The organism is Brevundimonas sp. (assembly GCF_035999125.1).
Classification (GTDB): domain Bacteria; phylum Pseudomonadota; class Alphaproteobacteria; order Caulobacterales; family Caulobacteraceae; genus Brevundimonas.
The window spans coordinates 125,142-148,181 of the sequence record NZ_DASYGX010000007.1; the positions used below are offsets into that span (position 1 = coordinate 125,142).

23 protein-coding genes are annotated in these 23,040 nt (G+C 68.4%); 9 read left to right on the top strand and 14 right to left on the bottom strand.

Going from position 1 to position 23,040, the window contains the following annotated elements; genetic code table 11:
• Positions 1-14: 14 nt before the first annotated feature.
• On the bottom strand, positions 15-1,865 hold the full coding sequence (gene mutL / locus VGN45_RS06185) for a DNA mismatch repair endonuclease MutL (RefSeq protein ID WP_327460438.1): 1,851 nt from the start codon (positions 1,863-1,865) through the stop codon (positions 15-17).
• Positions 1,866-1,992: 127 nt separating this feature from the next.
• Complete coding sequence (locus tag VGN45_RS06190; RefSeq protein ID WP_327460440.1) at positions 1,993-2,559, bottom strand: DUF2061 domain-containing protein; 567 nt, start codon at positions 2,557-2,559, stop codon at positions 1,993-1,995.
• A 132-nt stretch (positions 2,560-2,691) separates the two neighbouring features.
• On the opposite strand from VGN45_RS06190, the gene guaB reads away from it, so the two are divergent.
• The 5 genes from guaB (at position 2,692) to VGN45_RS06215 (ending at position 9,056) form a co-directional block, all read left to right on the top strand.
• Positions 2,692-4,149, top strand: coding sequence for an IMP dehydrogenase (guaB, locus tag VGN45_RS06195; RefSeq protein WP_327460442.1), 1,458 nt, complete (start codon positions 2,692-2,694; stop codon positions 4,147-4,149).
• Positions 4,150-4,157: 8 nt separating this feature from the next.
• Positions 4,158-4,556, top strand: coding sequence for an MAPEG family protein (locus tag VGN45_RS06200; RefSeq protein ID WP_327460444.1), 399 nt, complete (start codon positions 4,158-4,160; stop codon positions 4,554-4,556).
• Positions 4,557-4,566: 10 nt separating this feature from the next.
• On the top strand, positions 4,567-5,955 hold the full coding sequence (locus tag VGN45_RS06205) for an RsmB/NOP family class I SAM-dependent RNA methyltransferase (protein WP_327460446.1): 1,389 nt from the start codon (positions 4,567-4,569) through the stop codon (positions 5,953-5,955).
• Positions 5,952-7,505, top strand: a complete 1,554-nt coding sequence (gene guaA, locus VGN45_RS06210) for a glutamine-hydrolyzing GMP synthase (RefSeq protein ID WP_327460448.1) — start codon at positions 5,952-5,954, stop codon at positions 7,503-7,505. The genes VGN45_RS06205 and guaA overlap by 4 nt, the downstream gene beginning before the upstream one ends.
• A gap of 294 nt (positions 7,506-7,799) precedes the next feature.
• The gene (locus tag VGN45_RS06215; RefSeq protein WP_327460450.1) at positions 7,800-9,056 is read left to right on the top strand and encodes a tyrosine-type recombinase/integrase; all 1,257 of its coding nucleotides are present in this window, start codon (positions 7,800-7,802) and stop codon (positions 9,054-9,056) included.
• On the opposite strand, the gene VGN45_RS06220 is transcribed toward VGN45_RS06215, so the two are convergent.
• Positions 9,007-9,303, bottom strand: coding sequence for a helix-turn-helix transcriptional regulator (locus VGN45_RS06220; protein WP_327460452.1), 297 nt, complete (start codon positions 9,301-9,303; stop codon positions 9,007-9,009). The genes VGN45_RS06215 and VGN45_RS06220 overlap by 50 nt on opposite strands.
• 526 nt (positions 9,304-9,829) lie before the next feature.
• Between VGN45_RS06220 and VGN45_RS06225 the strand changes: the two genes are divergently transcribed.
• The 4 genes from VGN45_RS06225 to VGN45_RS06240 all read left to right on the top strand — a co-directional run bounded on the left by VGN45_RS06225 (position 9,830) and on the right by VGN45_RS06240 (position 13,477).
• Positions 9,830-10,264 (top strand): MarR family winged helix-turn-helix transcriptional regulator, encoded by a 435-nt coding sequence (locus VGN45_RS06225; protein WP_327460454.1) that lies wholly within the window; start codon positions 9,830-9,832, stop codon positions 10,262-10,264.
• Between the two features lie 100 nt (positions 10,265-10,364).
• Positions 10,365-12,017 (top strand): FAD-dependent monooxygenase, encoded by a 1,653-nt coding sequence (locus VGN45_RS06230; protein WP_327460456.1) that lies wholly within the window; start codon positions 10,365-10,367, stop codon positions 12,015-12,017.
• A gap of 1 nt (position 12,018) precedes the next feature.
• The gene (locus tag VGN45_RS06235) at positions 12,019-12,438 is read left to right on the top strand and encodes a nuclear transport factor 2 family protein (RefSeq protein WP_327460459.1); all 420 of its coding nucleotides are present in this window, start codon (positions 12,019-12,021) and stop codon (positions 12,436-12,438) included.
• Positions 12,439-12,556: 118 nt separating this feature from the next.
• Entirely contained in the window at positions 12,557-13,477 is a 921-nt protein-coding gene (locus tag VGN45_RS06240; RefSeq protein ID WP_327460461.1) for a LysR family transcriptional regulator, read from the top strand.
• On the opposite strand, the gene VGN45_RS06245 is transcribed toward VGN45_RS06240, so the two are convergent.
• Genes VGN45_RS06245 through trbB form a run of 11 tightly spaced genes read right to left on the bottom strand, consistent with a single transcriptional unit; the run spans position 13,392 to position 22,932 of the window.
• Positions 13,392-13,649: a DUF2274 domain-containing protein gene (locus tag VGN45_RS06245; RefSeq protein WP_327460463.1), complete on the bottom strand. Its 258-nt coding sequence runs from the start codon at positions 13,647-13,649 to the stop codon at positions 13,392-13,394. The genes VGN45_RS06240 and VGN45_RS06245 overlap by 86 nt on opposite strands.
• 10 nt (positions 13,650-13,659) lie before the next feature.
• Positions 13,660-14,898 carry a TrbI/VirB10 family protein gene (locus tag VGN45_RS06250; RefSeq protein WP_327460465.1) on the bottom strand — a complete coding sequence of 413 codons (1,239 nt, stop codon included), beginning with the start codon at positions 14,896-14,898 and terminating at the stop codon, positions 13,660-13,662.
• Positions 14,895-15,899: a P-type conjugative transfer protein TrbG gene (trbG, locus tag VGN45_RS06255; RefSeq protein ID WP_327460467.1), complete on the bottom strand. Its 1,005-nt coding sequence runs from the start codon at positions 15,897-15,899 to the stop codon at positions 14,895-14,897. Before trbG ends, VGN45_RS06250 begins: the two co-directional genes overlap by 4 nt.
• Complete coding sequence (gene trbF / locus VGN45_RS06260; RefSeq protein ID WP_327460469.1) at positions 15,899-16,582, bottom strand: conjugal transfer protein TrbF; 684 nt, start codon at positions 16,580-16,582, stop codon at positions 15,899-15,901. Before trbF ends, trbG begins: the two co-directional genes overlap by 1 nt.
• Positions 16,583-17,875: a P-type conjugative transfer protein TrbL gene (gene trbL / locus VGN45_RS06265; protein WP_327460471.1), complete on the bottom strand. Its 1,293-nt coding sequence runs from the start codon at positions 17,873-17,875 to the stop codon at positions 16,583-16,585. It lies immediately after the preceding gene.
• Complete coding sequence (gene trbK-alt, locus VGN45_RS06270) at positions 17,872-18,237, bottom strand: putative entry exclusion protein TrbK-alt (protein ID WP_327460474.1); 366 nt, start codon at positions 18,235-18,237, stop codon at positions 17,872-17,874. The genes trbL and trbK-alt overlap by 4 nt, the downstream gene beginning before the upstream one ends.
• Positions 18,238-18,245: 8 nt before the next feature.
• Positions 18,246-18,989, bottom strand: coding sequence for a P-type conjugative transfer protein TrbJ (gene trbJ / locus VGN45_RS06275; RefSeq protein WP_327460476.1), 744 nt, complete (start codon positions 18,987-18,989; stop codon positions 18,246-18,248).
• Entirely contained in the window at positions 18,986-21,421 is a 2,436-nt protein-coding gene (gene trbE / locus VGN45_RS06280) for a conjugal transfer protein TrbE (RefSeq protein ID WP_327460478.1), read from the bottom strand. The genes trbJ and trbE overlap by 4 nt, the downstream gene beginning before the upstream one ends.
• A 4-nt stretch (positions 21,422-21,425) precedes the next feature.
• The gene (locus VGN45_RS06285) at positions 21,426-21,698 is read right to left on the bottom strand and encodes a VirB3 family type IV secretion system protein (protein ID WP_327460480.1); all 273 of its coding nucleotides are present in this window, start codon (positions 21,696-21,698) and stop codon (positions 21,426-21,428) included.
• Complete coding sequence (locus VGN45_RS06290) at positions 21,698-22,015, bottom strand: TrbC/VirB2 family protein (protein WP_327460482.1); 318 nt, start codon at positions 22,013-22,015, stop codon at positions 21,698-21,700. Before VGN45_RS06290 ends, VGN45_RS06285 begins: the two co-directional genes overlap by 1 nt.
• Entirely contained in the window at positions 22,012-22,932 is a 921-nt protein-coding gene (gene trbB / locus VGN45_RS06295) for a P-type conjugative transfer ATPase TrbB (RefSeq protein WP_327461230.1), read from the bottom strand. Before trbB ends, VGN45_RS06290 begins: the two co-directional genes overlap by 4 nt.
• Positions 22,933-23,040 lie beyond the last annotated feature (108 nt).

Below are 23,040 nucleotides of genomic sequence, written 5' to 3' on the forward strand. Positions count from 1 at the left end.
CGACCCCCGGGCCCTCACCGCCTGCCGAACAACCGCTCCAGATCGGCCAGCTTCAGCTCCACGTAGGTCGGCCGGCCGTGGTTGCACTGGCCGGAGTGCGGGGTGGCTTCCATCTGGCGGAGCAGGGCGTTCATCTCGGGCGCGCTCAGCATCCGGCCGGCGCGGACGGAGCCGTGGCAGGCCATGGTTCCGCAGACCTCGGCCATGCGCTCCTTCAGGCTGAGGGCCGCGCCGTGTTCGGCCAGGTCGTCGGCGATGTCGCGGATCAGGCCCTGGACGTCCGTGTCGCCGAGCAGGGCGGGGGTCTCGCGCACCAGCACGGCGCCGCCGCCGAAGGGTTCGACGATCAGGCCCATCTCGGCCAGCTCGTCGGCCCGGGCGACGACGCGGTCGGCCTCGGCGGGGTCCAGCTCGACGACCTCGGGCGCCAGCAGGGCCTGACGGGTCACGGCGCCGGTCGCCATCTGGGCCTTCATCCGCTCATAGACCAGCCGCTCGTGCGCGGCGTGTTGATCGACCACGACCAGGCCGTCGCGGGTCTGGGCGACGATGTAGGTCCCGTGCAGCTGGGCGCGGGCGGCGCCGAGGGGGAAGTCGATGTCCGCCGCCGCGGGCGCGGCGGCGTCCGGGGAGTAGGCAGTAGGCAGTAGGGAGTAGGGGGGCGCGGCGCCGGGTTCGACGCGGGCGCTGCGCTCCTCGAGGCCGGGGATGACCTGGGGGGCGGGGCGGGCGGCGTCCCAGCCGGTCCAGCCGCTGAAGCCGGCGGCGCTGGGGGGCGGCCGGTAGCCGGGGGATTGGTGGGCGGTGAAGCCGGCGAGGGCGTCGGCGGCGACCGTGGTCGAGGCGCGGTGGCCGGCGCCGGCGAGGGCGTGGCGCAGGGCGCCGACGATCAGGCCGCGGACCAGGGCGGGGTCGCGGAAGCGCACCTCGGCCTTGGCCGGGTGCACGTTGACGTCGACCTGCAGCGGATCGAGGTCGAGGAACAGGGCGGCCGCCGGGTGGCGGTCCCTCGCCAGGAAGTCGGCATAGGCGCCGCGGATGGCGCCGTGCAGCAGCCGGTCCTTCACCGGGCGGCCGTTGACGAACAGGAACTGGTGCGCGGCATTGCCCCGCGAATAGGTGGGCAGGCCGGCATAGCCCGACAGGCGCAGGCCCTCGCGCGTCTGGTCGATCAGCAGGGCATTGGCCTCGAAGTCGCGGCCCAGCAGGGCGGCGAGGCGGCGCAGGCGGCCCTCGTCGCCCTTGGCTTCGGCGGGCAGGCGCAGCACGGCGCGGCCGTCCAGCAGCAGGGTGAAGGCCACGGCCTCGTGCGCCATGGCCTGGCGCTTGATCTCCTCGGTGACGGCCATGGCCTCGGCGCGGGCCGACTTCATGAACTTCAGCCGCGCGGGGGTGGCGTAGAACAGGTCGCGCACCTCGACCCGCGCGCCGTGCGGGGCGGGGAAGGGGGCGGGGGCCGGGCCGACGGCGGCGCCGCCGTTGACCTGCATGGCCCAGGCTTCCTCTCCGGCCGTGCGGGCGGTCAGCGACAGCCGCGCGACCGAGCCGATGGAGGGCAGGGCCTCGCCCCGGAAGCCCAGGGTGAAGATGCGCAGCAGGTCGACGTCGCCGGCGTCGTCGGGCTCCAGCTTCGACGTCGCGTGGCGCTCGACCGCCAGGGGCAACTCGTCGCGCGGAATGCCCTTGCCGTCGTCGGCCACCAGGATGCGCGACAGGCCGCCGCCGTCGGCGTGGATCTCTATGGACGCGGCGCCGGCGTCGATGGCGTTCTCGACCAGTTCCTTCACCGCGCCGGCCGGGCGGTCGATCACCTCTCCGGCGGCGATGCGGTTGACGGTCTCGGGCGAGAGGCGGCGGATGGGCATGGGAGGGAGGAGGATAGAGCGGGAGCGGGGTGGTGTCTCGCGATTCGAGGGAGCGCGGACCTCCAGGTCCGCGACTCGCGCCGCGACCGCCACGCGGACCTGGAGGTCCGCGCTCCTTTTGGTCGGATCAGGCCTCGGCCAGGGCGGCCCTGCGGGCTTCGCGCCGGGCCTCGATGCGGGTCCAGATGCGGTCGTGGACGGTGAAGAAGACGGTCTGGACCAGGGGCTCGATCACGCCGATGGCCAGGGCCGTGCGCCAGTCTTGCGTGAGGGCATAGGCGACCGCGACGGCCACGACGAAATGCATGACTCCATAGGTGACGGTCTTGACCGCGATCTGCTTGAACGAGGTCGGCAGGGCGTGGCTGTGGCCGTGATGACCGTGACCGTGGGCATGGCCGTGGGCGCGAAGCTGTTCTTCGGGCGACATGACCTCCAGACGGGCGGTGAAGGCCTCCGACGCCTCCTCCAGGCCCGACAGGCGGCCGCGTCGCTCGATCCGGTGCCAGACGCGGTCGTGGATCGAATAGGCGATGGTCTGGAAGAAGGGCTCGACCAGGCCGACGGCCAGGGCCAGCCGCCAGTCGCGGGTGATGGCGAAGGCCACCATGACGGCCACGATCAGGTGCATGACGCCATAGCTGGCGATCTTCATCGCCAGTCGCCGCGCCGTGCTGATCAGGATCCGAACCATGCGCCCCCAACATCGGTCGTCGGACCCGGTCCGGCAAGGCCGACGTCACCTTCACTCTGCAATACGTGCGGGCGGGCCTTGCGGTTGCACCCTCCGCACGGTTATACGCGGCCCGCAAAACGGAGGCTCCTCATGGAGATTCGCGAAGGGCTCACCTTCGACGATGTTTTGCTCGAACCCGGCCCGTCCGAGATCATGCCCGCCGACGCGGACGTCTCGACGCGCCTGACCCGCGACATCACGCTGAACATCCCGCTGCTGTCGTCCGCCATGGACACGGTGACAGAGGCGCGGCTGGCCATCGCCATGGCGCAGGCGGGGGGGCTGGGGGTCATCCACCGCAACCTGACCGTCGACGAGCAGGCCGAGCAGGTGCGGCAGGTGAAGCGCTATGAGAGCGGCATGGTGGTGAACCCGGTGACGGTGCACCCCGACACCACGCTGGGCGAGGTGCGCGAGATCGTGGCGGCCAAGAAGATCAGCGGCTTCCCCGTGGTGGACCGTGTGACCGGCAAGCTGGTCGGCATGCTGACCAACCGCGACATGCGCTTCGAGAGCGATCCGAACCGCAAGGCCGCCGATCTGATGACCACGGGCGAGCTGGTCACCCTGCGCGAGGGGGCGGGCAAGGAGGCGGCGCGCGAGCTGCTGCGGACCCGCAAGATCGAGCGGGTCATCGTGGTGGACGAGGATCACCGCGCCGTCGGCCTGATCACCATGAAGGACATCGAGAAGGCCCAGGCCTTCCCGAACGCCGCCAAGGACGAGCAGGGGCGCCTGCTGGTCGGCGCGGCCTCCACCGTGGGCGACAGCGGCTTCGAGCGGGCCATGGCGCTGGCCGACGCCGGGGCCGACGTGGTGGTGATCGACACCGCCCACGGCCACTCGGCCCAGGTGGCGCGGGTGGTGGAGCGCATCAAGCGCGAGAACAACCGGCTGCAGATCGTGGCCGGCAACATCGCCACCTATGACGCCGCGCGCGCCCTGATCGACGCGGGCGCCGACGCTGTGAAGGTGGGCATCGGGCCGGGCAGCATCTGCACCACCCGCATCGTCGCCGGCGTGGGCGTGCCCCAGCTGACGGCCATTCTGGAGGCGGCGCGGGCGGCGAAGGACAGCGGCGCCCCGGTCATCGCCGACGGCGGGATCAAGTATTCGGGCGACCTGGCCAAGGCCATCGCGGCGGGGGCATCCGTGGCCATGATGGGCTCGATGTTCGCCGGCACGGACGAGAGCCCGGGCGAGGTCTTCCTGTACCAGGGCCGCAGCTACAAGAGCTATCGCGGCATGGGCTCGGTCGGGGCGATGGGCGCGGGCAGCGCCGACCGCTATTTCCAGAAGGAGGTCGAGACCCAGAAGCTGGTGCCCGAGGGCATCGAGGGCCAGACTCCCTACAAGGGCCCGATCGCGCCGGTGCTGCACCAGATGGTGGGCGGCCTGCGCGCGGCCATGGGCTATGTGGGCGCCGGCACGATCCCGGAACTTCAGGAACGCGCGCGGTTCGTGCGCATCACCGGGGCGGGCCTTCGCGAGAGCCACGTGCACGACGTGATGATCACGCGCGAGGCGCCGAACTATCGGCAGGGATAGGACGCACCATGGACATGCAGCCCGACTTCATCCTTCTGGCCTTCACCCTGATCCTGGCCCTGGTGCAGATCCTGTGGGCGGGCCAGGCTCGAACCGCCGAGCTGGGCCCCAAGTGGAACGCCGGGCCGCGCGACGGCGAGACGCCGCCTCCGGGCGTGCTGGCCGGACGGCTGCGGCGGGCGCAGGACAATCTGTTCGAGACCTTGCCTCTGTTCGCCGCCGCGGTGCTGCTGGCGGCGGCGGCCGACAAGTCGGGGCCGCTGACGTACTGGGGCGCGCATCTCTATTTCTTCGGGCGGGTGATCTACCTGCCGCTCTACGCGATGGGCGTGCCCTATCTGAGGTCGGTGGCCTGGCTGGCCTCGGCCGCCGGTCTGGTGATGGTCATCGCCGCCCTGTTCGTCTGATCGGAGACCCGTGACCCCTTCCGCCCGCCTCGCCGCCGCCGCTTCGGTGCTGGACTCCATCGCCCAGGGCCGCCAACCGGCCGAGGCCGTGCTGAAGGCCTGGGGCGCGGCCAACCGCTATGCGGGGTCGAAGGACCGCCGGGCGATCGCCGATCGGGTCTACAAGGTGCTGCGGGCCCGCGGACGCCTGAGCTGGATCATGGGCGGGCGCGAGGACGGGCGGGCGCTGGTGATCGGCTCGCTGGCGGCGCTGGACGGGCTGACGCTGGAAGAGATCGAGGCGCTGCATTCCGGCGACGGCTATGGCCCGCGGCCGCTGTCCAAGCAGGAGCGCAGCCGCATCACGGCGGGCGAGGGCGAACTGCCCGGCTGGGTGGCGGCGGGCCTGCCCGAGTTCGTCGTCGAGGACTTCAAGGCAATCTATGGCGAGGCCTGGAAGGATGAGGCCTGGGCCCTCATGCAACCTCGGGCGCCCATCGACCTGCGGGTGAACCCTGCCAAGGCTTCGGTCAACGAAGTCCAAGCTGAATTGGCGGCGGCGGGACTCGACCCGCTGCCAACGCGGCATTCGGCTTGGGGCCTGAGACTCGCGTCCGAACCGCCGCCCAACGTGCAGGCGCTGGAGGCGTTCAGGGAAGGCAGGATCGAGATCCAGGACGAGGGCAGCCAGATCGTCTGCGCCCTCGCCGGCGCGGCGCCGGGCATGACCGTGGTCGACTACTGCGCCGGGGGCGGGGGCAAGACGCTGGGACTGGCCCAAGCCATGTTTCCTTCCCCGCTTGCCGGGGAAGGTGGCTCGCGGAGCGAGACGGATGGGGTGGCTGTTCAGCCCGCCCGCGCCGATGACGTTCAAGAGCGGAGTCCGTGGACACAGCCACCCCATTCGAGCGGCTCCGCCGCCCACCTTCCCCGGCGAGCGGGGAAGGAGGCTGAAGGTCGACTCATTGCCTCCGACGTCGTGGCCAAGCGGCTGGAGAACATCCGGCCGCGGCTGGCGCGCGCGGGCGTCGAGGCGGAGCTGCGGCTGATCGGGCAGAACGGCGGCGGGATGGAGGACTTGAACGGTCAGGCCGATCTGGTCTTCGTCGACGCGCCGTGCAGCGGTTCCGGCACCTGGCGGCGGCGGCCCGAGGACGCCTGGCGCCTGACGACCGAGGAGGTCGAGCGGCTGCATGCCCTGCAGGTGCGGATCTTGGGGCAGGCGGCGAAGCTGGTGAAGCCGGGCGGGCGTCTGGCCTACGTCACCTGTTCGATGCTGAGCCGCGAGAACGAGGCCAGCGCCGACGCCTTCGAGGCCGCCCATCCCGACTTCGCCCCGGTCGGAGCGCGGCGACGCCTGTCGCCCGCCTCGACCCAGACCGACGGCTTCTTCTTCGCCCTGTACGAACGGACCGCATGACCGAGCACCAGAAAGTCCTGATCGTCGATTTCGGCAGCCAGGTGACGCAGCTGATCGCGCGGCGGCTGCGCGAGGCGAAGGTCTATTGCGAGATCCATCCGTACGCGAAAGCCGACGCGGCGATGGCGGCGATGAACCCCGCCGCGATCATCCTGTCGGGCGGGCCGGAGAGCGTGCACGAGGAAGGCAGCCCGCGCGCGCCGGACGCGGTGTTCACCGCCGGCGTGCCGGTCCTGGGCATCTGCTACGGCGAGATGACCATGTGCGAGCAGCTGGGCGGCAGGGTCGAGGGCGGTCACCACCGCGAGTTCGGCCGGGCGGCGATCACGGTGCAGCACGCCTCGCCGCTGCTGGAAGGGCTGGCGGGCGTCGGCGAGGACGAGCCGGTGTGGATGAGCCACGGCGACAAGATCGTCGCCATTCCTCAAGGGTTCGACGTCATCGCCACCTCGCCGGGGTCGCCCTATGCCGTGATCGGCGACGAGAAGAGACGCTTCTACGGCATTCAATTCCACCCGGAGGTGATGCACACGCCGCGCGGCGACCGGATGCTGCGCAACTTCACCCACGGCATCGCCGGGTTGAAGGGCGACTGGACCATGGCGGCCTATCGCGAGGAGAAGATCGTCCAGATCCGCGAACAGGTCGGCGACGCCAAGGTCATCTGCGGCCTGTCGGGCGGGGTCGACAGTTCGGTCGCGGCGGTGCTGATCCACGAGGCGATCGGTGACCAGCTGACCTGCGTCTTCGTGGACACGGGACTGTTGCGGAAGGACGAGGCGACGCAGGTCACGAATCTGTTCCGGGATCACTACAACATCCCGCTGATCCACGTTGACGCGTCGGAGGAATTCCTCGGCGCTCTGGCGGGCCAGGCGGACCCGGAGACCAAGCGCAAGACCATCGGCCGGGTCTTCATCGAGGTGTTCGACCGCGAGGCGGCGAAGATCGAGGGCGCCGAGTTCCTGGCCCAGGGAACGCTGTATCCCGACGTGATCGAGAGCGTGTCGTCGTCCAGCGGCAAGGCGCACGTCATCAAGAGCCACCACAACGTCGGCGGCCTGCCGGACTACATGAAGCTGAAGCTGGTCGAGCCGCTGAGGGAACTGTTCAAGGACGAGGTGCGGGCGCTTGGGCGCGAGCTGGGCCTGACCGACGCCTTCGTCGGCAGACACCCCTTCCCCGGACCGGGGCTGGCGATCCGCATCCCCGGCGAGATCACGCCGGACGCGGTGGCGACCCTGCAGGAGGCGGACGCCATCTATCTGGACGAAATCCGCAAGGCCGGGCTGTACGACCAGATCTGGCAGGCCTTCGCCGTGCTGCTGCCGGTGAAGACCGTGGGCGTGATGGGGGACGCCCGGACCTATGAGAAGGTGCTGGCGCTGAGGGCCGTCACCTCGACCGACGGCATGACCGCGGACTTCTTCGAGTTTCCCTGGGACGTGCTGGGCAGGACGGCGACGCGCATCGTCAACGAGGTGCGAGGCGTGAACCGCGTCGTCTACGACGTGACGTCCAAGCCGCCAGGGACGATCGAGTGGGAATGATTCGCTAGGGCCCGAAGGCTATCGGGATTGATCGCAATTTCTCCTCTAAGCCGTTGCTACATAGATATTTTTCGTCCGACAGCTATCGCCAGCTATCGGTGCGCAGCAATCGTGTCTGACGGTCAAACCGACGGACCGCGAACGGGTTGATCTCTGGCGGACAGCGCCATACCGTCAGCCACAGAAGCCCGGATGACGGTAGTTTCTTTAGCGTAAGTGCCTGTCAGCGCTGAAGAAATGTGGGTGGTGGTGGCGCCGCTCCGGGGTGACGGTATCCTCAAAAAGGAGCCCGTTATGCTCACCGATGTTGCGCTTAAGAACCTTAAGCCCAAGGAGAAGCCCTACAAGGTTACCGACCGGGACGGCATGTACGCCTACGTCTCGCCCGGTGGTGCAATCTCGTTCCGCTTTGACTACCGCATGCACAGTCGCCGCGAGACGCTGACGCTGGGACGCTACGGTCCGGCTGGCCTTTCGCTGGCGCGAGCCAGAGCGAAGTGCATCGACGCTCGTCGTGCTCTCGCGGAAGGGCGCTCGCCCGCCCAGGAGAAGCAGCGGGACAAGCGGCGCCTGCGGGAGGCCAAGAGCTTCGGAGAGTTCGGTGAGCGCTGGCTTCAAAAAGCGCCGATGGCTGACAGCACGCGCGCCATGCGGCGCTCAATCTTTGAGCGGGAGCTCAGGCCCTCGTGGGAAAAGCGGCTGCTGACGGAGATCTTGCCCGATGATCTACGTACACTGTGCGCGAAGATCGTTGATCGCGGCGCTCCGGCCACGGCTATTCATGTCCGGGATATCGTGAAGCAAATCTACGGCTTCGCAATACTGCATGGGGAGCGCGTGCCGAACCCAGCGGATGAAGTCGGACCCTCGTCGGTCGCCACTTTTGTTCCTCGCGATCGCTCCTTGTCGCCGGCAGAGGTCCGGGTGCTCTTCCAGATGCTGGAGCAAGTCCCCACCTTGCCGACGATTCGGCTCGGGCTGCGGCTGATCCTGCTCACCATGGTCCGCAAAAGCGAGCTTCAGGATGCGACGTGGGACGAAGTGGACTTTGAGAACGCGGTCTGGAGCATTCCCAAAGAACGCATGAAGCGGTCTCGCCCGCACAATGTCTACCTTTCCACCCAGGCGCTCGACATCATGGTGGCACTGAAGACCTGCGCCGGGAACTCAAAGTACCTACTGCCCTCGCGCTATGATGCCGACGCACCAATGTCGCGTGCGACCTTCAACCGCGTTACCTACTCAGTCGTCGAGAAGGCTAAGGAGCAGGGCTTACCGCTCGCGCCGTTCACCGTGCACGACCTTCGCCGCACAGGTTCTACGCTGTTGAACGAGCTCGGCTTTAACAGCGACTGGATTGAGAAATGCCTCGCGCATGAGGATGGTCGATCGTCGCGGGGCGTCTACAACAAGGCGGAGTACGAACATCAGCGCCGCCACATGCTCCAGGAATGGGCGGATCTCGTTGATGCTTGGTGCGAGGGGCGGAAGCGTGCCCCTGCTATCCTCCCGCCCTCCGCTCCGGCGGCGCTGCTCGATCCGGCACTTTGACAGGGCGCGTTCGGCGCTGACGAACATCTGGAGCACGCGCCCGTTCGACCGGGCGGGCGCGTCGCTCCGAAAGCCAAGCTTCTACCTCCGCAAGGTTCCACACGACGCAGCGAGGGCTAAGTGCGAACCGCCTTGGGAACTCTCCCCTCTGCTCCATCTCGTAGATCGTGCTGTCGGCAAGAGGCACGATTTGCTTGAGCTCATGCCGCCTGATCGTGCGCGGCAGGTTCATCGTCGCTTTGCTCATGGCCAACTGGTCTCCTCAACCTTGCGGCCGGAGGATTGTCACCGATCGTGAGCAATGGAAGGCGACTGCTGGGGTCATAGTGCAAAGACCGGCAACCGGCGGTGCGTACGCGGAGTTGCCAGGATCGATCTGAATTTGGCGCAGGTCGCCACGATAGGACCTCCGAACGCGCTAGGTGCGCCGCAGTTGCACGGCGGAAGTCGAGAGGCTGAGCTAAGTCCTGCCGATCAAAGCCATTCTCTGAAATAGCTGGATGCGGGGTAAGTGCTCTCTCGACGCTGTAGACTGTTCATCCGGGGATGCGGGGAGCCGGTCGCGGCTAGTGCAGCGTAGATGATGACAATTCAAAATCCGCCGTAGCAATACGTGTCGGTTCGAGTCCGACCGCCCGCACCATCATCGTCAACATTCGAGCGGGCCGCTCGCTCCTATAAGGCGATCGATGGGCCCTTGCGGAGTTGACGCGCTTCGCCCGCTCACCGACGTTCGAGAGATGACGACAGAGGATGAGAAGCGCGCCGCGCTTATGACCGATCTGATGCGCGGCGTGCTCAAGATGAGCGCGATTTCGCACCGCGCCGGCACGGCCATGAACCGCGAAGCCGGCCTTACGAATGCACGCTGGATTCTCATCGACCAAGCGGCCGAGGAACCCCAGCCCCTGACACTCAGCGAACACGCCCGCCGCCTAGGGTTCTCGCGCCAGGCGATCCGTCGGCTCACAGCCGAGATGGAGAAAGAGCGGCTCATCGAGCTGGTGGCCGACCCGCAGGACAAGCGAGCGTTGATGGTGATCCTGACCGACAGCGGTCGTCAGCTCCAGCAGGAGGCACTGGCGCGGGGAATGGCCTACAACCGCATCATCTCCGAAGGGTTGGATCCACGTTCGATCCAGGAGGCGTTGGATACGGTCACGCGGCTGACGGCGGCGATGATCGACCTGGAGAGGCGCGGAGATTGACAACATGTAACCAATCCCGCTAGTCGTTGCGCTCCCGACTGCGCCGCACGGCCACCGCTCGCGTGGTCGTGCGGGCTGATCATAGAAGCGGAGCGCCACGATGCACGAATACGAAGCCGACGTTCTGATCGTCGGCGCGGGACCGACCGGGCTAGCCTTGGCCAACGCGCTGGAGCGCCTCGGCACGAGCTATGTCGTGATCGAAGCCAAGCCGGGCGTCTCGGTCCACACCAAAGCCACCAACCTCATGCCGGGTACCCTCGAGCAACTCGATGTGCTTGGGCTCGCGGACCGCATGTACGAGACCGGCGGCGTGATGAAGCGCTACATGGTCCACATGTACGGCCTAGATGTTGGGCCCCGGCCGATGCACCTCGGCGAAAGCCCGCATCCCAACGTCCTCTTCCTCGGCCAAGACCTGATCGACCGCAACCTGAAGGAGGCGCTGCCGGACGCCGGTGGGCGCATACGCTTCTCGCACTCACTGACCGCGCTGGAGCAGGACGGGGACGGCGTCGTTGCGACGATCGCCGCTGGTGGCGGTGAGCACCGCCTTCGCTTCCGATACGTCGTCGGCTGTGACGGTCCGCGCAGCGTCACCCGGCAGTTCTCGAAGTGTGACTTCGAGCCCGTGAAGACCGGCAAGTACGTCTGGCAGGTCGACGCCAAGCTTAGCTGGCGGGGCCTGCGCACGATGAAGCAGATGTGGCTCTACTATTATGATGAGGGCTTCGGGGTGGTTATCCACCTGCCGGGCGACAATACCAAGGTGATGGTGTTCGAGGAAAAGGACCGACTGCCCAATCGCGAGCCGACGCTTGAGGAGATGCAGAGCAAGCTCCGGACGATCAGCGGAGACGAGACCGCGACGCTGTCCGACCCGATCTGGTTCAGCCACGGCGAGCTGCTCACGGGCGTAGCGCCGGCCCTGATCGACGGGCGAGTCATCCTTGCGGGCGACGCCTGCAATCCGATCCTGCCGAATGGCGGCCAGGGCCTGAATATCGGCATCCAGGACGCGCTCAACCTTGCCTGGAAGCTGCACGACGTCATTCGGGGCGAGGCGTCTCCAGCGTTGCTCCAGACCTATGACGCGGAGCGCCGGGCTAACCGGCTCGCGCTGGAGAAGATCCAGATCAGTACGCTCAAGAACACGCTGCCCGCACCGAAGCTGAACCAGTTCATTCTCGGGCGCTATGGCAATGCCGTCCTAGACCGGATCTGGCCGCCTCTGGCCAAGGCATTCAGCCAGCTGGGCGTTAGTTATGAGAAGAGCCCACTTACCCTGCCGGGCGGAACGAAGAAGAGCATCCGCGCGGGCCAACGCGTCCGCGATGCCGACGTCCTTCGTGCTTCCGACGCGGCCGAGGTGTCGTTGTTCAAGGAGCTGCGCTCGCCGGAATGGAAGCTGATCATATTTGATGGTGGGGTGTCGTTGCCTGCGTCGATCGCGCGCGACTTGGCCTCGCTGCCGCAGCTTAGCACCTACGTGATTATCGCAGGGGCCGGCACGCTCGACAGCCCCGCGCGGGTCTACTACGACCTCGATCGGTTGGCCCACAAGGCGTACGGATTGAGGGTACCTACGGCCCTTCTGATCCGACCCGACAACTATACGGCTGCAGTCGTGCCGGTCGCCGACCTCAAACCGCTCCGGTCATATCTTGCGGAGTGGTACATGCGCCCGGACGAGGTCGGCTCGAGAGCCGCTCTCTCCGAGGCGACGCACTCTCATGCGCGGGAGGCGGCGTGACATGAGCGACCGTAGCCCGATCAAGGTCGTTCGCGCGTTCTTCGAAGAGCTAAGCGGCGGCGACGTCAACGCGATCACGCGTCATACTTCGCCCGATGTTGTCTACGTGATTTACGGAGAAGACCCAGCCTCTCGCTCAGCAATCCCGTGGGCGGGGCTTCATCGAGGTCATGAGGCGCTCAAATCGGCCTTCTCCGCCATCTACGCCGAGCTGCGGGTTGAGGCATTTGAGGTCGAGACGATGTTCGCCGAGGGCGAGTTCGTGGCGATCTTCGGCAGCTATCGTGCCGTGTCCGCGAAAACCGGGCAGCGGTTCACGACGCCGTTCGCGCAACGCGCCCGAGTCGTTGACGGTGCGGTTGTTCACTGCGTGATGTCCGAAGACAGCGGAGCGGTCGCCGCCGCGATCAAAGGCGACTAGGGCGGCCATAAGCCTTTCTTTGATTCGCCATTAGCGTCGTGAGCGGATCGACTCTCGAGATCTGCTCGGCCTTCGACAACGTCTGGCAAGTCTAGTGGCCGCACTCGCTTGGACCGACATGGATCTGAAGGACCTAAACTGCTTTGTCGCAGTAGCCGAAGCCTACGGGTTTCGGCGTGCGGCCGAGCAACTGGGTATCGAGCAATCCGCCGTTAGTCGGCGTGTGCGGGGCCTCGAGGATCAGCTTGGCGTCTCGCTGTTCGAGCGACATCGGGGTGGAGTCCGCCTCACCATCGCGGGACGTCGTTTTCTTGACGATGTCAGGACCGTCCTCTCTCACTTGAACGCCGCGCTCAGGACGGTACAAGCCGCGGGCCATGCCGGTGAGGGCACGCTCAAGATCGGCGTCGTCGCTTCGGTCTCATCAAGCTTCCTCAACATGCTCCTGCGAAGCTTTCGAGGCCAGCATCCCACCGTCGCGATGGAACTGATAGAAGGCGAGCCGCGTACGCACGTAGCCGGCGTAGTAGGACGTGAGCTCGACATCGCCTTTCTCACCGGGTCGCCGCGGCCGGGGGGCTGTGACGCCGAACTGCTCTGGCATGAGCCGATCCTGTTAGCGCTGCCGGCCGATGATCGACGCGCCGGCGTTGGTATTCTTCAAATGAATGACCTGACGCAGGAGCAGTTTATCGTCAGCCGCGTCGCACCTGGTCCGGAGATCCATGACTTCATCGTGCAGCGGCTGGCGACGCTCGGCTTCAGCCCTCGAATCGATCATCATCGCGTCGCCCGCGAAGGGCTGATGGCCATGGTGGGTCTCGGCTTCGGCGTCACCCTCATCAGCGGGGCCGAAGCCGGCGTCTCCTACCCGCACGTCGCCTTCGTGCCGCTGGCCAGCGAGGTGCTTCCATTCAGCGCCGTTTGGTCGCCCGAGAACGACAATCCGGCGCTCAGGCGCTTTCTGAGCGCGGCGCGGGTGCAGGCGCGGAAGGCAAACGGCGCCTTGCCTTCGCGAACGCGCGATCTGTCGCCATGAAGCGGGCGAGCATCGGTGCGACGAGCTTCATTGGCTCGACCGGAGCCGTCCCGTTCTCGCGGCCCATTACCTCGCCATAGGCGACGAGGTCGCGGTGGAGCGCGGCCGCTAGTTCAACCGTCAGCCGCACTGGTTTGTCATCGCCGACACCCGAGAGCTTAAGCTTCGCCATTGGCCTCTCCTCAGCCGCGCCAGGGCTCAAGCACGAGATCGCGCGTGACAATCACCCTCACCGGGAAGCCGGGTCGGACGGTGATTGCCGGGCGGATGTCCAGTGAACGCCCCACGAGCTGTCGCCCGACCTGGCTCACGCCGTCCGACGACCCGCGCCGCAGCGCCTGGACGAGCTGGTCCTCGTCGTCGCCGGCGCCCGCCTGGCTGCCGACGCTCAGCAAGGTCGAAATGAAAGCAGCGCGCAGGATCTGGCCCCAGTGGTTTTCCACCTCGTCCTCCAGCCCCGCATAGCCCGCCGCATCCGCACCGGGCTGGCGCTCTAGCACGATCGAGCGGCCGTTCGGCATGATCAGTCGCGTCCAGACGAGCAGAGCGCGCGACTGCCCGAAGCTGGTCTGCGCGTCGTATTGGCCGATCAGCCGCGCCCCCTGCGGGATCATCAGGATGCGCCCCGTCGGGCCGTCATAGACGTTCTCGGTGACCTGGGCTGTGACCTGTCCGGGCAGGTCGGATCGCAGTCCGGTCATCAGCGCCGCCGGGATCACCGCGCCGGCCTGAAGGACATAGGCACTGGCCGGCGCTTGAATGCGGTCGGCGCTCACCGTGCGGCGATCGACGGGGACGTTCAGGAAGGCGAGGCGCCGCTCATTCTCAGTCGGCTGCACCTGCGGCTGACCGATGCCGGGAAGCGGGAACGGATTGTTCAGCGCACCGCCAAACTCGGAGGCAGTGGAGGGAGATGGCGCTGCTGCGATTGCCCGGGCCGTCGTCTCCGCCGCGAACAGCCGGCTTGCGCGAGCCGCCTCCATCTCCTGCAGGATGCGACGGCGTTCCTCAGCGAGCCGCTGCGCCTCAGGATCGGGCGGAGCCGCCGCGGGCGTCGGCGCGCCGGGAAGCGGCTGCGGCGCCACGCCGGCGTTGAGCATCGGTCGCCCTAGATCACCCGGCAGCGGAGGACCGAGCTGCGGCACCCCGGCATAGTCGCGAGGCAGCCGCGACAGGCCCTCGGCCTCGGTGCGGCTGTCGGTGTTGAAGAGTTCCTGGGGAGCCTGCGGGCGGCTCGACTGCAGCGCCCAGATCAGCGCGCCGCCGAGCGCTAGCGCCGAGACCCCGCCGATCCCGGCCAGGACCTTGCGCGAGAGACGAACGACGCGCGGCCGCTCGGGACGAAGCCGGAGCTCCGCGGCGATGTCCCTGGACGGCTGCGCTGGCTCGGGCACCGGATCATCGGGACGGATCTCGCTCATGACGTGGGCCGACCATCGGTGCGCACGATGCGGACCCGCCGTTGGCGTTCGCCACCGAGCCTGAGCTCGGCGCCGCCGAACAGACGGTCGACCACCATATAGCGGCCGCGGATGCGGTAGTTGACGAGCTGCGCGTCGCCCGCCGAACCGATGATCCAGAGCGGCGGCATCTCGCCCTGGCCGATGCCCGACGGGAACTCGATGAACACCTGCCGCCCGTCGTCGAACGCCCGAACGGGCCTCCACGACGGATGGTCTCCCTCGATCCGGTAGCGGAAGTTCAAGTTCTCGATCGCCGGCATTGTCGAGGTCGCCGCCGGCTGCGCCGCGGCGGCCTCCTCGTTGCGCCGTCTCAAGGCGATCAGCGCGTCCTGCGGATAGGACCAGGACACCGAGGCCATGTAGGTCCGCTCGGCCGAGCGCAGCTCGAGGTGATAGGTGCGCCGGTCGGTGTTGATCACGAGGTTGGTCTGGAGATCGGGACGGACCGGCTTGACGAGGATGTGGACGCGGGCGGTCGCGCCGGTTCCGCTGATCGTGTCGCCGATGATCCAACGCACCGTATCGCCGGCCGCGACCGGGCCCGAGCCGACCAGCTGCTCGCCGGGCTGGAGCGCGATGTCGGTGACCTGTCCGGGTGCAGAATAGACCTGGTAGAGCGCGCCTTCGGAGTAGGGATAGACCTGCACCGCATTGAAGTAGCCCGAGCGGAACGGCTGGACGCGGGCCGCGCTGTTGGCCGCTTCGACGCGAGCGCGGGGGTCGGTCGCCTCGGGCGGCTGGGTGCGCGCCGGCGGCACGCGCTGAAGCTGGCCGGGAAGCGGCAGCGGGGTCGGCACCTGGACGATCTCGACGGGCCGCGGCGGATCGGCCGCGAGCACGGCGGGTGTCGGCGTCGCGGTCTCATCGTAGCTGATCTCGGGCGGAGTCCAGTTCGTCGTCGAGCAGGCGGCGAGCGCGACCGAGCCGAGCAGCGCCAGTGTGAGAGGGATGTGGCGCATCAGCCGAGCTCCTTGGACCAGTTGAGGGCATGGACGTAGATGCCGAGCGGGTTACGGCGCAGCCGCTCGGCGTCGCGCGGCGTCTGGACGGTGATCGTCAGGATCGCGGTCCAGCGCTCGGTCGCGGCGAGCGCGCCATCGACGTAGCGGCGCTCGACCCAGGCGACCCGGAACGAGTCCGGCGAGGCGCGAATGACGCTCGAGACCTCGATCGCGCGCTGCTCCTTGCCAAGCTTGGCGAAGGGGTCGTTGACTCGGGCGTAGTCGTTGAGCGCGGCCGCGCCGCGGTCGGTCGTGTAGTCATAGGCGCGCAACCAGTTCTGCCTCAGCACGATCGCGTCCGCCGGGATGCCGCGGGTCTGCTCGATGAAGCGGGCGAGGTGCCAGGCGATCTGCGGATCGGTCGGCTGATAGCCCGCGTCGGCCGGCGCGACCGCCTGCGCCTGGCCGAGCCGATCGACCTGCACGACCCAGGGCACGACGGTGCCCGACGCTGTCACCCAGACGAGCCCCGCGCCGAGGCCGGCCGAGAGAAACAGCGAGCCGAACGCCATGAGCCGCCAGTTCCGGGCCTGGACACGGGCGGAGCCGATGCGGTCGTCCCAGACCTGCGCGGCGCGCTGGTAGGGCGTCTCGGGTTCGGGCGTCCGGCCGTACCGGATCGAGGATCGCTTGAAGAACATCTAGTCCCCTTCCCGGACACTGACGGAGGAGCCTGCGCCGCCGGCGTCGCCGGACTTGAGCGCATGGGCGGTGGTCTGAAGGCCGTGGATCGCCGCCTGACGGCGGCGCATGGCGCGCGCCCAGCCCGGCTCGCCCGAGCTCGTGGCGTCGTTGGCGGCGCTGGCGGCTGCATCGCCACCCCCTTCCGTCACGGCCTGACCGCCGCGCTGGAAGTCGGAACGCAGGGTCTCGGCCGCGCGGCGGAGTGGACTGCTCGCGGCCGACGCGCCCGTTCGCGCTACACCGGAGAGGCCGCCCGCGACCGAGCCGCCGGAGGCAGCGGAGCCGGTCGCGTAAGCGGCGCTGGCCCCGCCCGCGACGCTCGTCGCGCCGCGCGCACCACTCGCGACCGCGGCGCCGGCAAGCCTTGCGCCGCCCATGGCGGCGGCTCCACCGGCGATGACCATGCCGCCTGCGGCGAGGCCGGTTCCGACCGCGGCGCCTGCGCCGAGTTGCGGACCGCCCGAGACGATGCCGTTGGCGATGCCGGGGGCGAAGATGCCCAAGCCCAGCAGCGAGAGCGCGGCGAGCACCAGCGCCATCGCGTCCTCAATCGTGGGTTGCCCGGTGAAGCCGCGTGTGAACTCTCCGAACAGGGTCGAGCCGATGCCGACGATGACGGCGAGCACGAGCACCTTCACGCCGGAGGAGATGACGAGGCCGAGCACGCGCTCGGCCATGAAGGCGGTCTTGTTGAAGAGGCCGAACGGCACGAGCACGAAGCCGCAGAGTGTCGCGAGCTTGAACTCGATCAGGCTGATGAAGAGCTGGATCGCCAGGATGAAGAAGGAGAGGATCACGATCGCCCAGGCGAAGAGCAGGATCGCGATCTGGATGAAGTTCTCGAAGAAGCTGATGAACCCCATAAGGCCCGAGATCGAGTCGAGGATCGGTCGTCCGGCTTCGAGGCCGGTCTGAGCGATGCGGCCTGGCCGGAGGAAGTCGGCGGCGGACATGCCGGTGCCCGAGGCCTGCAGGCCCAGGCCCGCGAAGCTCTCGAAGACGATGCGCGAGAGGGTGTTCCAGTTGGAGATGATGAAGGCGAAGGCGCCGACGAAGAGCGTCTTCTTGACGAGCCGGGCGAGGATGTCCTCGTCGGCGCCCCAGGCCCAGAACAGGGCCGCGAGCGTCACGTCGATGACGATCAGGGTCGAGGCGAGGAACGCGACCTCGCCGTTCAGCAGCCCGAAGCCGCTGTCGATGTAGCGGGTGAAGACCTCGAGGAAGCGGTCGATGACGCCCATGCCGTTCATCGCGGCGTCTCCGTTGCGGGTCCGGGAAGGGGCAGCGGAACGGCGCGGCTCTCGTTGACGCTCGGCGGCTGACGGTTGGGCGACCCGAAGAAACGCCGACGGTTCTCGGCCCAGGCGTTGCGACAACCAACGTCCTCGAGCGCGGCCTGTCCGAGCCCATTGCAGCGCAGGAGCTCGGCCCGGAGCGGATCGACCGGCCGGGCTGCGACGGAAGCGCCGCCCTCCCACACGCCTTCCCGGTCATCGACACCGGCGAGCCACGCCGCGACGCCGGCGACGATCGTGCCGACGATCAGGATCGCGACCACCCTTCGGACCTTGGGCCGGTCGAGCTCTTCCTGCGTGGTGATCCGCCGGCGCATCGCTCGGCTCAGCGGTCGTGGAACATCGTGACCGTGGTCGGCTGGTAGCTCGACCGCGGCTCGAGGAAGCGGCGGCGCTGCTCGCGCCCCTGGTCGGCGGCGGACTGCCGCTCGGCGGATTCGAGCGCCTGGGCGCGGCCCTGCGCCGCGACGGCGGCGGTCAGGTCGGCGACCTGCTGAGCCTGGAGCGCGAGCAGCTGGTTGCCGGCCTGCGCGGCCTGCAGCGCGCCCGTCGCGCCGTTGCTGCGGGTGACCAGCGCCGACATCTCGGCGCGGTTGGTGTCGATGTTGCCGACGACGCCCGCCTGCACCCGCATCGCGTCCTGCAAGCCGGCGACGCTGGTCTCCCAGCGCTCCCGCGCCCCGGCGACCATGCTCTGGGCGGACGTCGAGGCGTTCGCCGGCGCGTAGGTGGTCTGGAAGGCTCGGTCGATGTTCTGGACGTCGTAGGCGATGCGCTGCGCCTGTTGCAGAAGCTGCTGGGTCCGGGCGACCGACTGCTGGATCTGCTGAAGCGACGAGTATGGCAGGTTCGCGAGATTGCGCGCCTGGTTGATCAGCATCTGCGCTTCGTTCTGAAGCGAGGTGATCTGGTTGGTCACCTGCTGCAGCGAGCGCGCCGCCTGCAGGACATTCTGCGTGTAGTTGGTCGGATCCCAGACGGTGACCTGCGCCTGACTGGGTGCGATGGCGGTCGTGAGGGTGAACGCTGCCACGCTGATGGCGAGCAAGGTGCGGCGACGAGAAGTCATCGGTCGGTATCCTGGTTGACGGTGGCGAGAAGGTCGGTGGCCCAGGCGACGCCACGGGCTTCGAGCCAGGCGCGGGCGAAGCCGTCGCGGCCGTGCTCGGCGAAAAGCCGGCCGATCAGCGCCTGGTCGGACTTCGAGGAGGCGGCTGTGAAGGCGAGCGCGACCTCGCCCAGGCCGAGCTCGAAGAGGCGGTTTCCGCGCCGCGACTGGCAGTAATAGTCGCGCTTGGGCGTCGCGCGGCTCAGGATCTCGATTTGGCGGGCGTTCAGCCCGAAGCGCTCGTAGACGGCGGCGATCTGCGGCTCGAGCGCGCGTTCGTTGGGCAGGAAGATGCGGGTCGGGCAGCTCTCGATGATGGCCGGCGCGATGCGGCTGCCGTCGATGTCGGCGAGGCTCTGGGTGGCGAAGATGACGCTGGCGTTCTTCTTGCGGAGCGTCTTCAGCCACTCGCGCAGCTGCCCGGCAAAACCGTCGTCGTCGAGCGCGAGCCAGCCCTCATCGATGATCAGCAGCGTCGGCCGGCCGTCGAGCCGGTCTTCGATGCGGTGGAAGAGGTAGGCGAGCACCGCAGCGGCAGCACCCGTGCCGATCAGGCCCTCGGTTTCGATCGCCTGGACGTCCGCCTCGCCGATCCGTTCGGCCTCGGCGTCGAGCAGCCGGCCCCAGGGACCCCCGACGCAATAGGGCTTGAGCGCCTGCTTCAACGGCTGGCTCTGCAGGAGGACCGAGAGGCCGGTGAGCGTCCGCTCGTGGACGGGCGCCGAGGCAAGGTTGGTCAGGGCCGACCAGAGGTGCTCCTTGACCTCGGGCGTGACCTCGACCTTCTCCCGGCCCAAGATCGCGGCGATCCAATCGGCGGCCCAGGCGCGATCGTCGGCCTGGTCGATCCGAGCGAGCGGCTGCAGGGCGACCGGCTCGGCGATGTCGTCGGTCAGCGAGCCGCCGAGATCGTGCCAGTCGCCGCCCATCGCGAGCGCGGCGGCGCGGATCGAACCGCCGAAGTCGAAGGCGAAGATCTGCGAGCGCTCGTAGCGCCGGAACTGCAGCGCCATAAGCGCGAGCAGCACCGACTTGCCGGCGCCGGTCGGGCCGACGACGAGCGTGTGGCCGACGTCGCCGACGTGGAGAGAAAGCCGGAACGGGGTCGAACCCTCGGTCTTGGCGAGGAGCAAGGGGGGCGCTTGCAGATGCTCGTCCCGTTCCGGACCCGCCCACACCGCCGAGAACGGCATCATGTGGGCGAGGTTCAAGGTCGAAAGCGGAGGCTGTCGGACGTTCGCGTAGACGTGACCGGGAAGGCTCCCGAGCCAGGCCTCGATGGCGTTGACCCGCTCGATCATGGCGGTGAAGTCGCGGCCCTGGATCACCTTCTCGACGAGCCGCAGCCGCTCGTCGGCGATGCGCGGGTCCTCGTCCCAGACGGTCACGGTTGCGGTGACGTAGGCCGCACCGACGAAGTCCGAGCCGAGCTCCTGCAGCGCGAGGTCCGCGTCGGCCGCCTTGTTGGCGGCGTCGGAGTCCATCAGGACCGACGCCTCGTTGGTCATCACCTCCCTCAGGATCGCGGCTATCGACTTGCGCTTGGCGAACCACTGCCGCCGGATCCTGCCGAACAGCTTCGTCGCATCGGTCTTGTCGAGGCAGACGGCGCGGGTGACCCAGCGATAGTCGAAGGCGAGCCGGTTGAGGTCGTCGAGCAGCCCGGGCCAGGTCTGCGACGGAAAGCCCATCACGGTCAGCGTGCGCAGATGGGCTTCACCGAGCACGGGCTCGAGGCCGCCGGTGAGGTGTTGATCGACCAGAATCGCATCGAGATGCATCGGCGTCTCGGGCACGCGGACGCGGTGCCGCTTGGTCGAGGCCGTCGAGTGGAGAAAGGTGAGCGTCTCCTCGTCGTCGAGCCAGTCGGCCTCGGGCATGAAGCCCTCCACGAGGTTCAGGACGCGATCGGTGCGGTCGACGAAGCCGGCGAGCTGCTCGCGCCCATCTGCGCCGGCGCGGTCGCGGCCCTCGTAGAGCCAGCTCTCGGCGCGTGCCGCATCCTCGGCCGGCGGCAGCCAGCAGAGCGTCAGGAAGTAGGACGACTGGTAGTGCGCGCCGGCCTCGTCGAACTGCGCGCGCCGCTCGGAGTCGACGAGCGCCGAGACGGGATCGGGAAATCGGCTGGCCGGATAGGCGCCGGCGGCATGCCGCTGCGCCTCGACGAATACCGCCCACCCGGAGCCGAGCCGGCGCAGCGCGCTGTTGAGGCGCGAGGTCGTCGCCACGAGCTCCGCAGGGGTCGCCGAATCCAGATCGGGCCCTCGGAAGCGCGCGGTCCGCTGGAACGAGCCGTCCTTGTTGAGGACGACGCCTTGGGCGACGAGCGCCGCCCAAGGCAGGAAATCGTGGAGCGCCTGCGGCTTGGAGCGGTACTCGGCGAGGTTCAGCATCGCCTCAGCTCCCGAGATGCGCCGGATAGCGCAGATGCCGCCGCACGACGTCAACGAAAGCGGGATCGCGCCGCGCCGCCCAGACCGCCGCCATGTGGCCGACGAGCCAGAGCAGGAGACCGGCGAGCCAGAGGCGAAGGCCGAGGCCGAGCGCGGCGGCGAGCGTGCCGTTGATGATGGCGAGCGCCCGCGGCGCGCCGCCCAAGAGGATCGGCTCGGTGAGCGAGCGCCGGACGGGCGCGTAGAAGCCGGCCACCTGGTCGCCGCTGTCCAGCATCAGACGAGCGCCCCGCCGCCGAACGAGAAGAAGGACAGGAAGAAGCTCGAGGCGGCGAAGGCGATCGAAAGACCGAACACGATCTGGATCAGCCGGCGGAAGCCGCCCGATGTGTCGCCGAAGGCCAGCGTCAGGCCGGTGACGATGATGATGATCACCGCCACGATCTTGGCCACGGGACCCTGGATCGATTCCAGGATCTGTTGGAGCGGCTGCTCCCAGGGCATGTTGGAGCCGGCCGCGTAGGCCGGGGCGGATAGAAGGGTCAGAGCGAGCACGGTGGCGCTGGCCGACAGGCGAGCGATGGTCTTGGTCACGGAAGGTCTCCTGCTGGGGTGAGGTCGTAGTCGCCGGCCGGCGTCAGCCCCTCGACCCGGGCGAGTTCGGCGAGCCGACGCGCGGAGCCGCGGCCCGAGAGGACGGCGACGAGGTCGATCGTCTCGGCAATGAGCGCGCGCGGCACGGTGACCACGGCTTCCTGGACGAGCTGCTCGAGGCGGCGCATCGCGCCGATCGCCGAGCCGGCGTGGAGCGTGCCGACGCCGCCGGGATGTCCGGTTCCCCAGGCCTTGATGAGGTCGAGCGCCTCGCCGCCGCGCACCTCGCCGATCGGGATCCGATCAGGGCGCAGGCGCAACGCCGACCGGACGAGATCGGTCAGCGTCGCCGCGCCGTCCTTGGTGCGCAGCGAGACGAGATTGGGCGCGGCGCATTTGAGTTCGCGCGTGTCCTCGATCAGCACCACGCGGTCGCCGGTCTGCGCGACCTCGGCGAGGAGTGCGTTGACGAGCGTGGTCTTGCCGGTCGAGGTGCCGCCGGCGACGAGAATGTTCTTGCGGGACCGGACGGCAGCGCGGAGCACCTCGGCCTGACCCGCCGACATGATGCCGGCGTCGACGTAATCTCCGAGCGTAAAGACAGCGACGGCGGGCTTGCGGATCGCGAAGCTCGGGGCAGCCACCACGGGCGGGAGAAGCCCTTCGAATCGCTCGCCCGTCTCGGGCAGCTCGGCCGAGACCCGCGGGCTGCCAGGATGGACTTCGGCTCCGACATGGTGCGCGACCAGGCGGACGATCCGCTCACCGTCGGCGGGTGAGAGCCGCGCGCCGGTATCTTCCAGACCGCCTGTAAGCCGGTCGATCCAGAGCCGGCCGTCCGGGTTGAGCATGACCTCGACCACAGCCGCATCGTCGAGGTGAGCGGCGATGGCAGGCCCGAGCGCGGTCCGCAGCATGCGGTTGCTGCGAACGAGAGACTCGGAGCGGAGGGCGATCATCGTCACGGCTTCGACCCCATCGGCCTCGGCCGATGCCGAGGCGGTTCAGTGGACGGGGTCGACTAA

What these genes read in the sequence shown, in the direction of transcription:
- mutL (WP_327460438.1), bottom strand. Translation starts at nt 1,865, where the DNA reads ATGCCCATCCGCCGCCTCTCGCCCGAGACCGTCAACCGCATCGCCGCC.
- VGN45_RS06190 (WP_327460440.1), bottom strand. Translation starts at nt 2,559, where the DNA reads ATGGTTCGGATCCTGATCAGCACGGCGCGGCGACTGGCGATGAAGATC.
- guaB (WP_327460442.1), top strand. Translation starts at nt 2,692, where the DNA reads ATGGAGATTCGCGAAGGGCTCACCTTCGACGATGTTTTGCTCGAACCC.
- VGN45_RS06200 (WP_327460444.1), top strand. Translation starts at nt 4,158, where the DNA reads ATGGACATGCAGCCCGACTTCATCCTTCTGGCCTTCACCCTGATCCTG.
- guaA (WP_327460448.1), top strand. Translation starts at nt 5,952, where the DNA reads ATGACCGAGCACCAGAAAGTCCTGATCGTCGATTTCGGCAGCCAGGTG.
- VGN45_RS06215 (WP_327460450.1), top strand. Translation starts at nt 7,800, where the DNA reads ATGCTCACCGATGTTGCGCTTAAGAACCTTAAGCCCAAGGAGAAGCCC.
- VGN45_RS06220 (WP_327460452.1), bottom strand. Translation starts at nt 9,303, where the DNA reads ATGAGCAAAGCGACGATGAACCTGCCGCGCACGATCAGGCGGCATGAG.
- VGN45_RS06225 (WP_327460454.1), top strand. Translation starts at nt 9,830, where the DNA reads ATGACCGATCTGATGCGCGGCGTGCTCAAGATGAGCGCGATTTCGCAC.
- VGN45_RS06230 (WP_327460456.1), top strand. Translation starts at nt 10,365, where the DNA reads ATGCACGAATACGAAGCCGACGTTCTGATCGTCGGCGCGGGACCGACC.
- VGN45_RS06235 (WP_327460459.1), top strand. Translation starts at nt 12,019, where the DNA reads ATGAGCGACCGTAGCCCGATCAAGGTCGTTCGCGCGTTCTTCGAAGAG.
- VGN45_RS06240 (WP_327460461.1), top strand. Translation starts at nt 12,557, where the DNA reads ATGGATCTGAAGGACCTAAACTGCTTTGTCGCAGTAGCCGAAGCCTAC.
- VGN45_RS06245 (WP_327460463.1), bottom strand. Translation starts at nt 13,649, where the DNA reads ATGGCGAAGCTTAAGCTCTCGGGTGTCGGCGATGACAAACCAGTGCGG.
- VGN45_RS06250 (WP_327460465.1), bottom strand. Translation starts at nt 14,898, where the DNA reads ATGAGCGAGATCCGTCCCGATGATCCGGTGCCCGAGCCAGCGCAGCCG.
- trbG (WP_327460467.1), bottom strand. Translation starts at nt 15,899, where the DNA reads ATGCGCCACATCCCTCTCACACTGGCGCTGCTCGGCTCGGTCGCGCTC.
- trbF (WP_327460469.1), bottom strand. Translation starts at nt 16,582, where the DNA reads ATGTTCTTCAAGCGATCCTCGATCCGGTACGGCCGGACGCCCGAACCC.
- trbL (WP_327460471.1), bottom strand. Translation starts at nt 17,875, where the DNA reads ATGAACGGCATGGGCGTCATCGACCGCTTCCTCGAGGTCTTCACCCGC.
- trbK-alt (WP_327460474.1), bottom strand. Translation starts at nt 18,237, where the DNA reads ATGCGCCGGCGGATCACCACGCAGGAAGAGCTCGACCGGCCCAAGGTC.
- trbJ (WP_327460476.1), bottom strand. Translation starts at nt 18,989, where the DNA reads ATGACTTCTCGTCGCCGCACCTTGCTCGCCATCAGCGTGGCAGCGTTC.
- trbE (WP_327460478.1), bottom strand. Translation starts at nt 21,421, where the DNA reads ATGCTGAACCTCGCCGAGTACCGCTCCAAGCCGCAGGCGCTCCACGAT.
- VGN45_RS06285 (WP_327460480.1), bottom strand. Translation starts at nt 21,698, where the DNA reads ATGCTGGACAGCGGCGACCAGGTGGCCGGCTTCTACGCGCCCGTCCGG.
- trbB (WP_327461230.1), bottom strand. Translation starts at nt 22,932, where the DNA reads ATGCTGCGGACCGCGCTCGGGCCTGCCATCGCCGCTCACCTCGACGAT.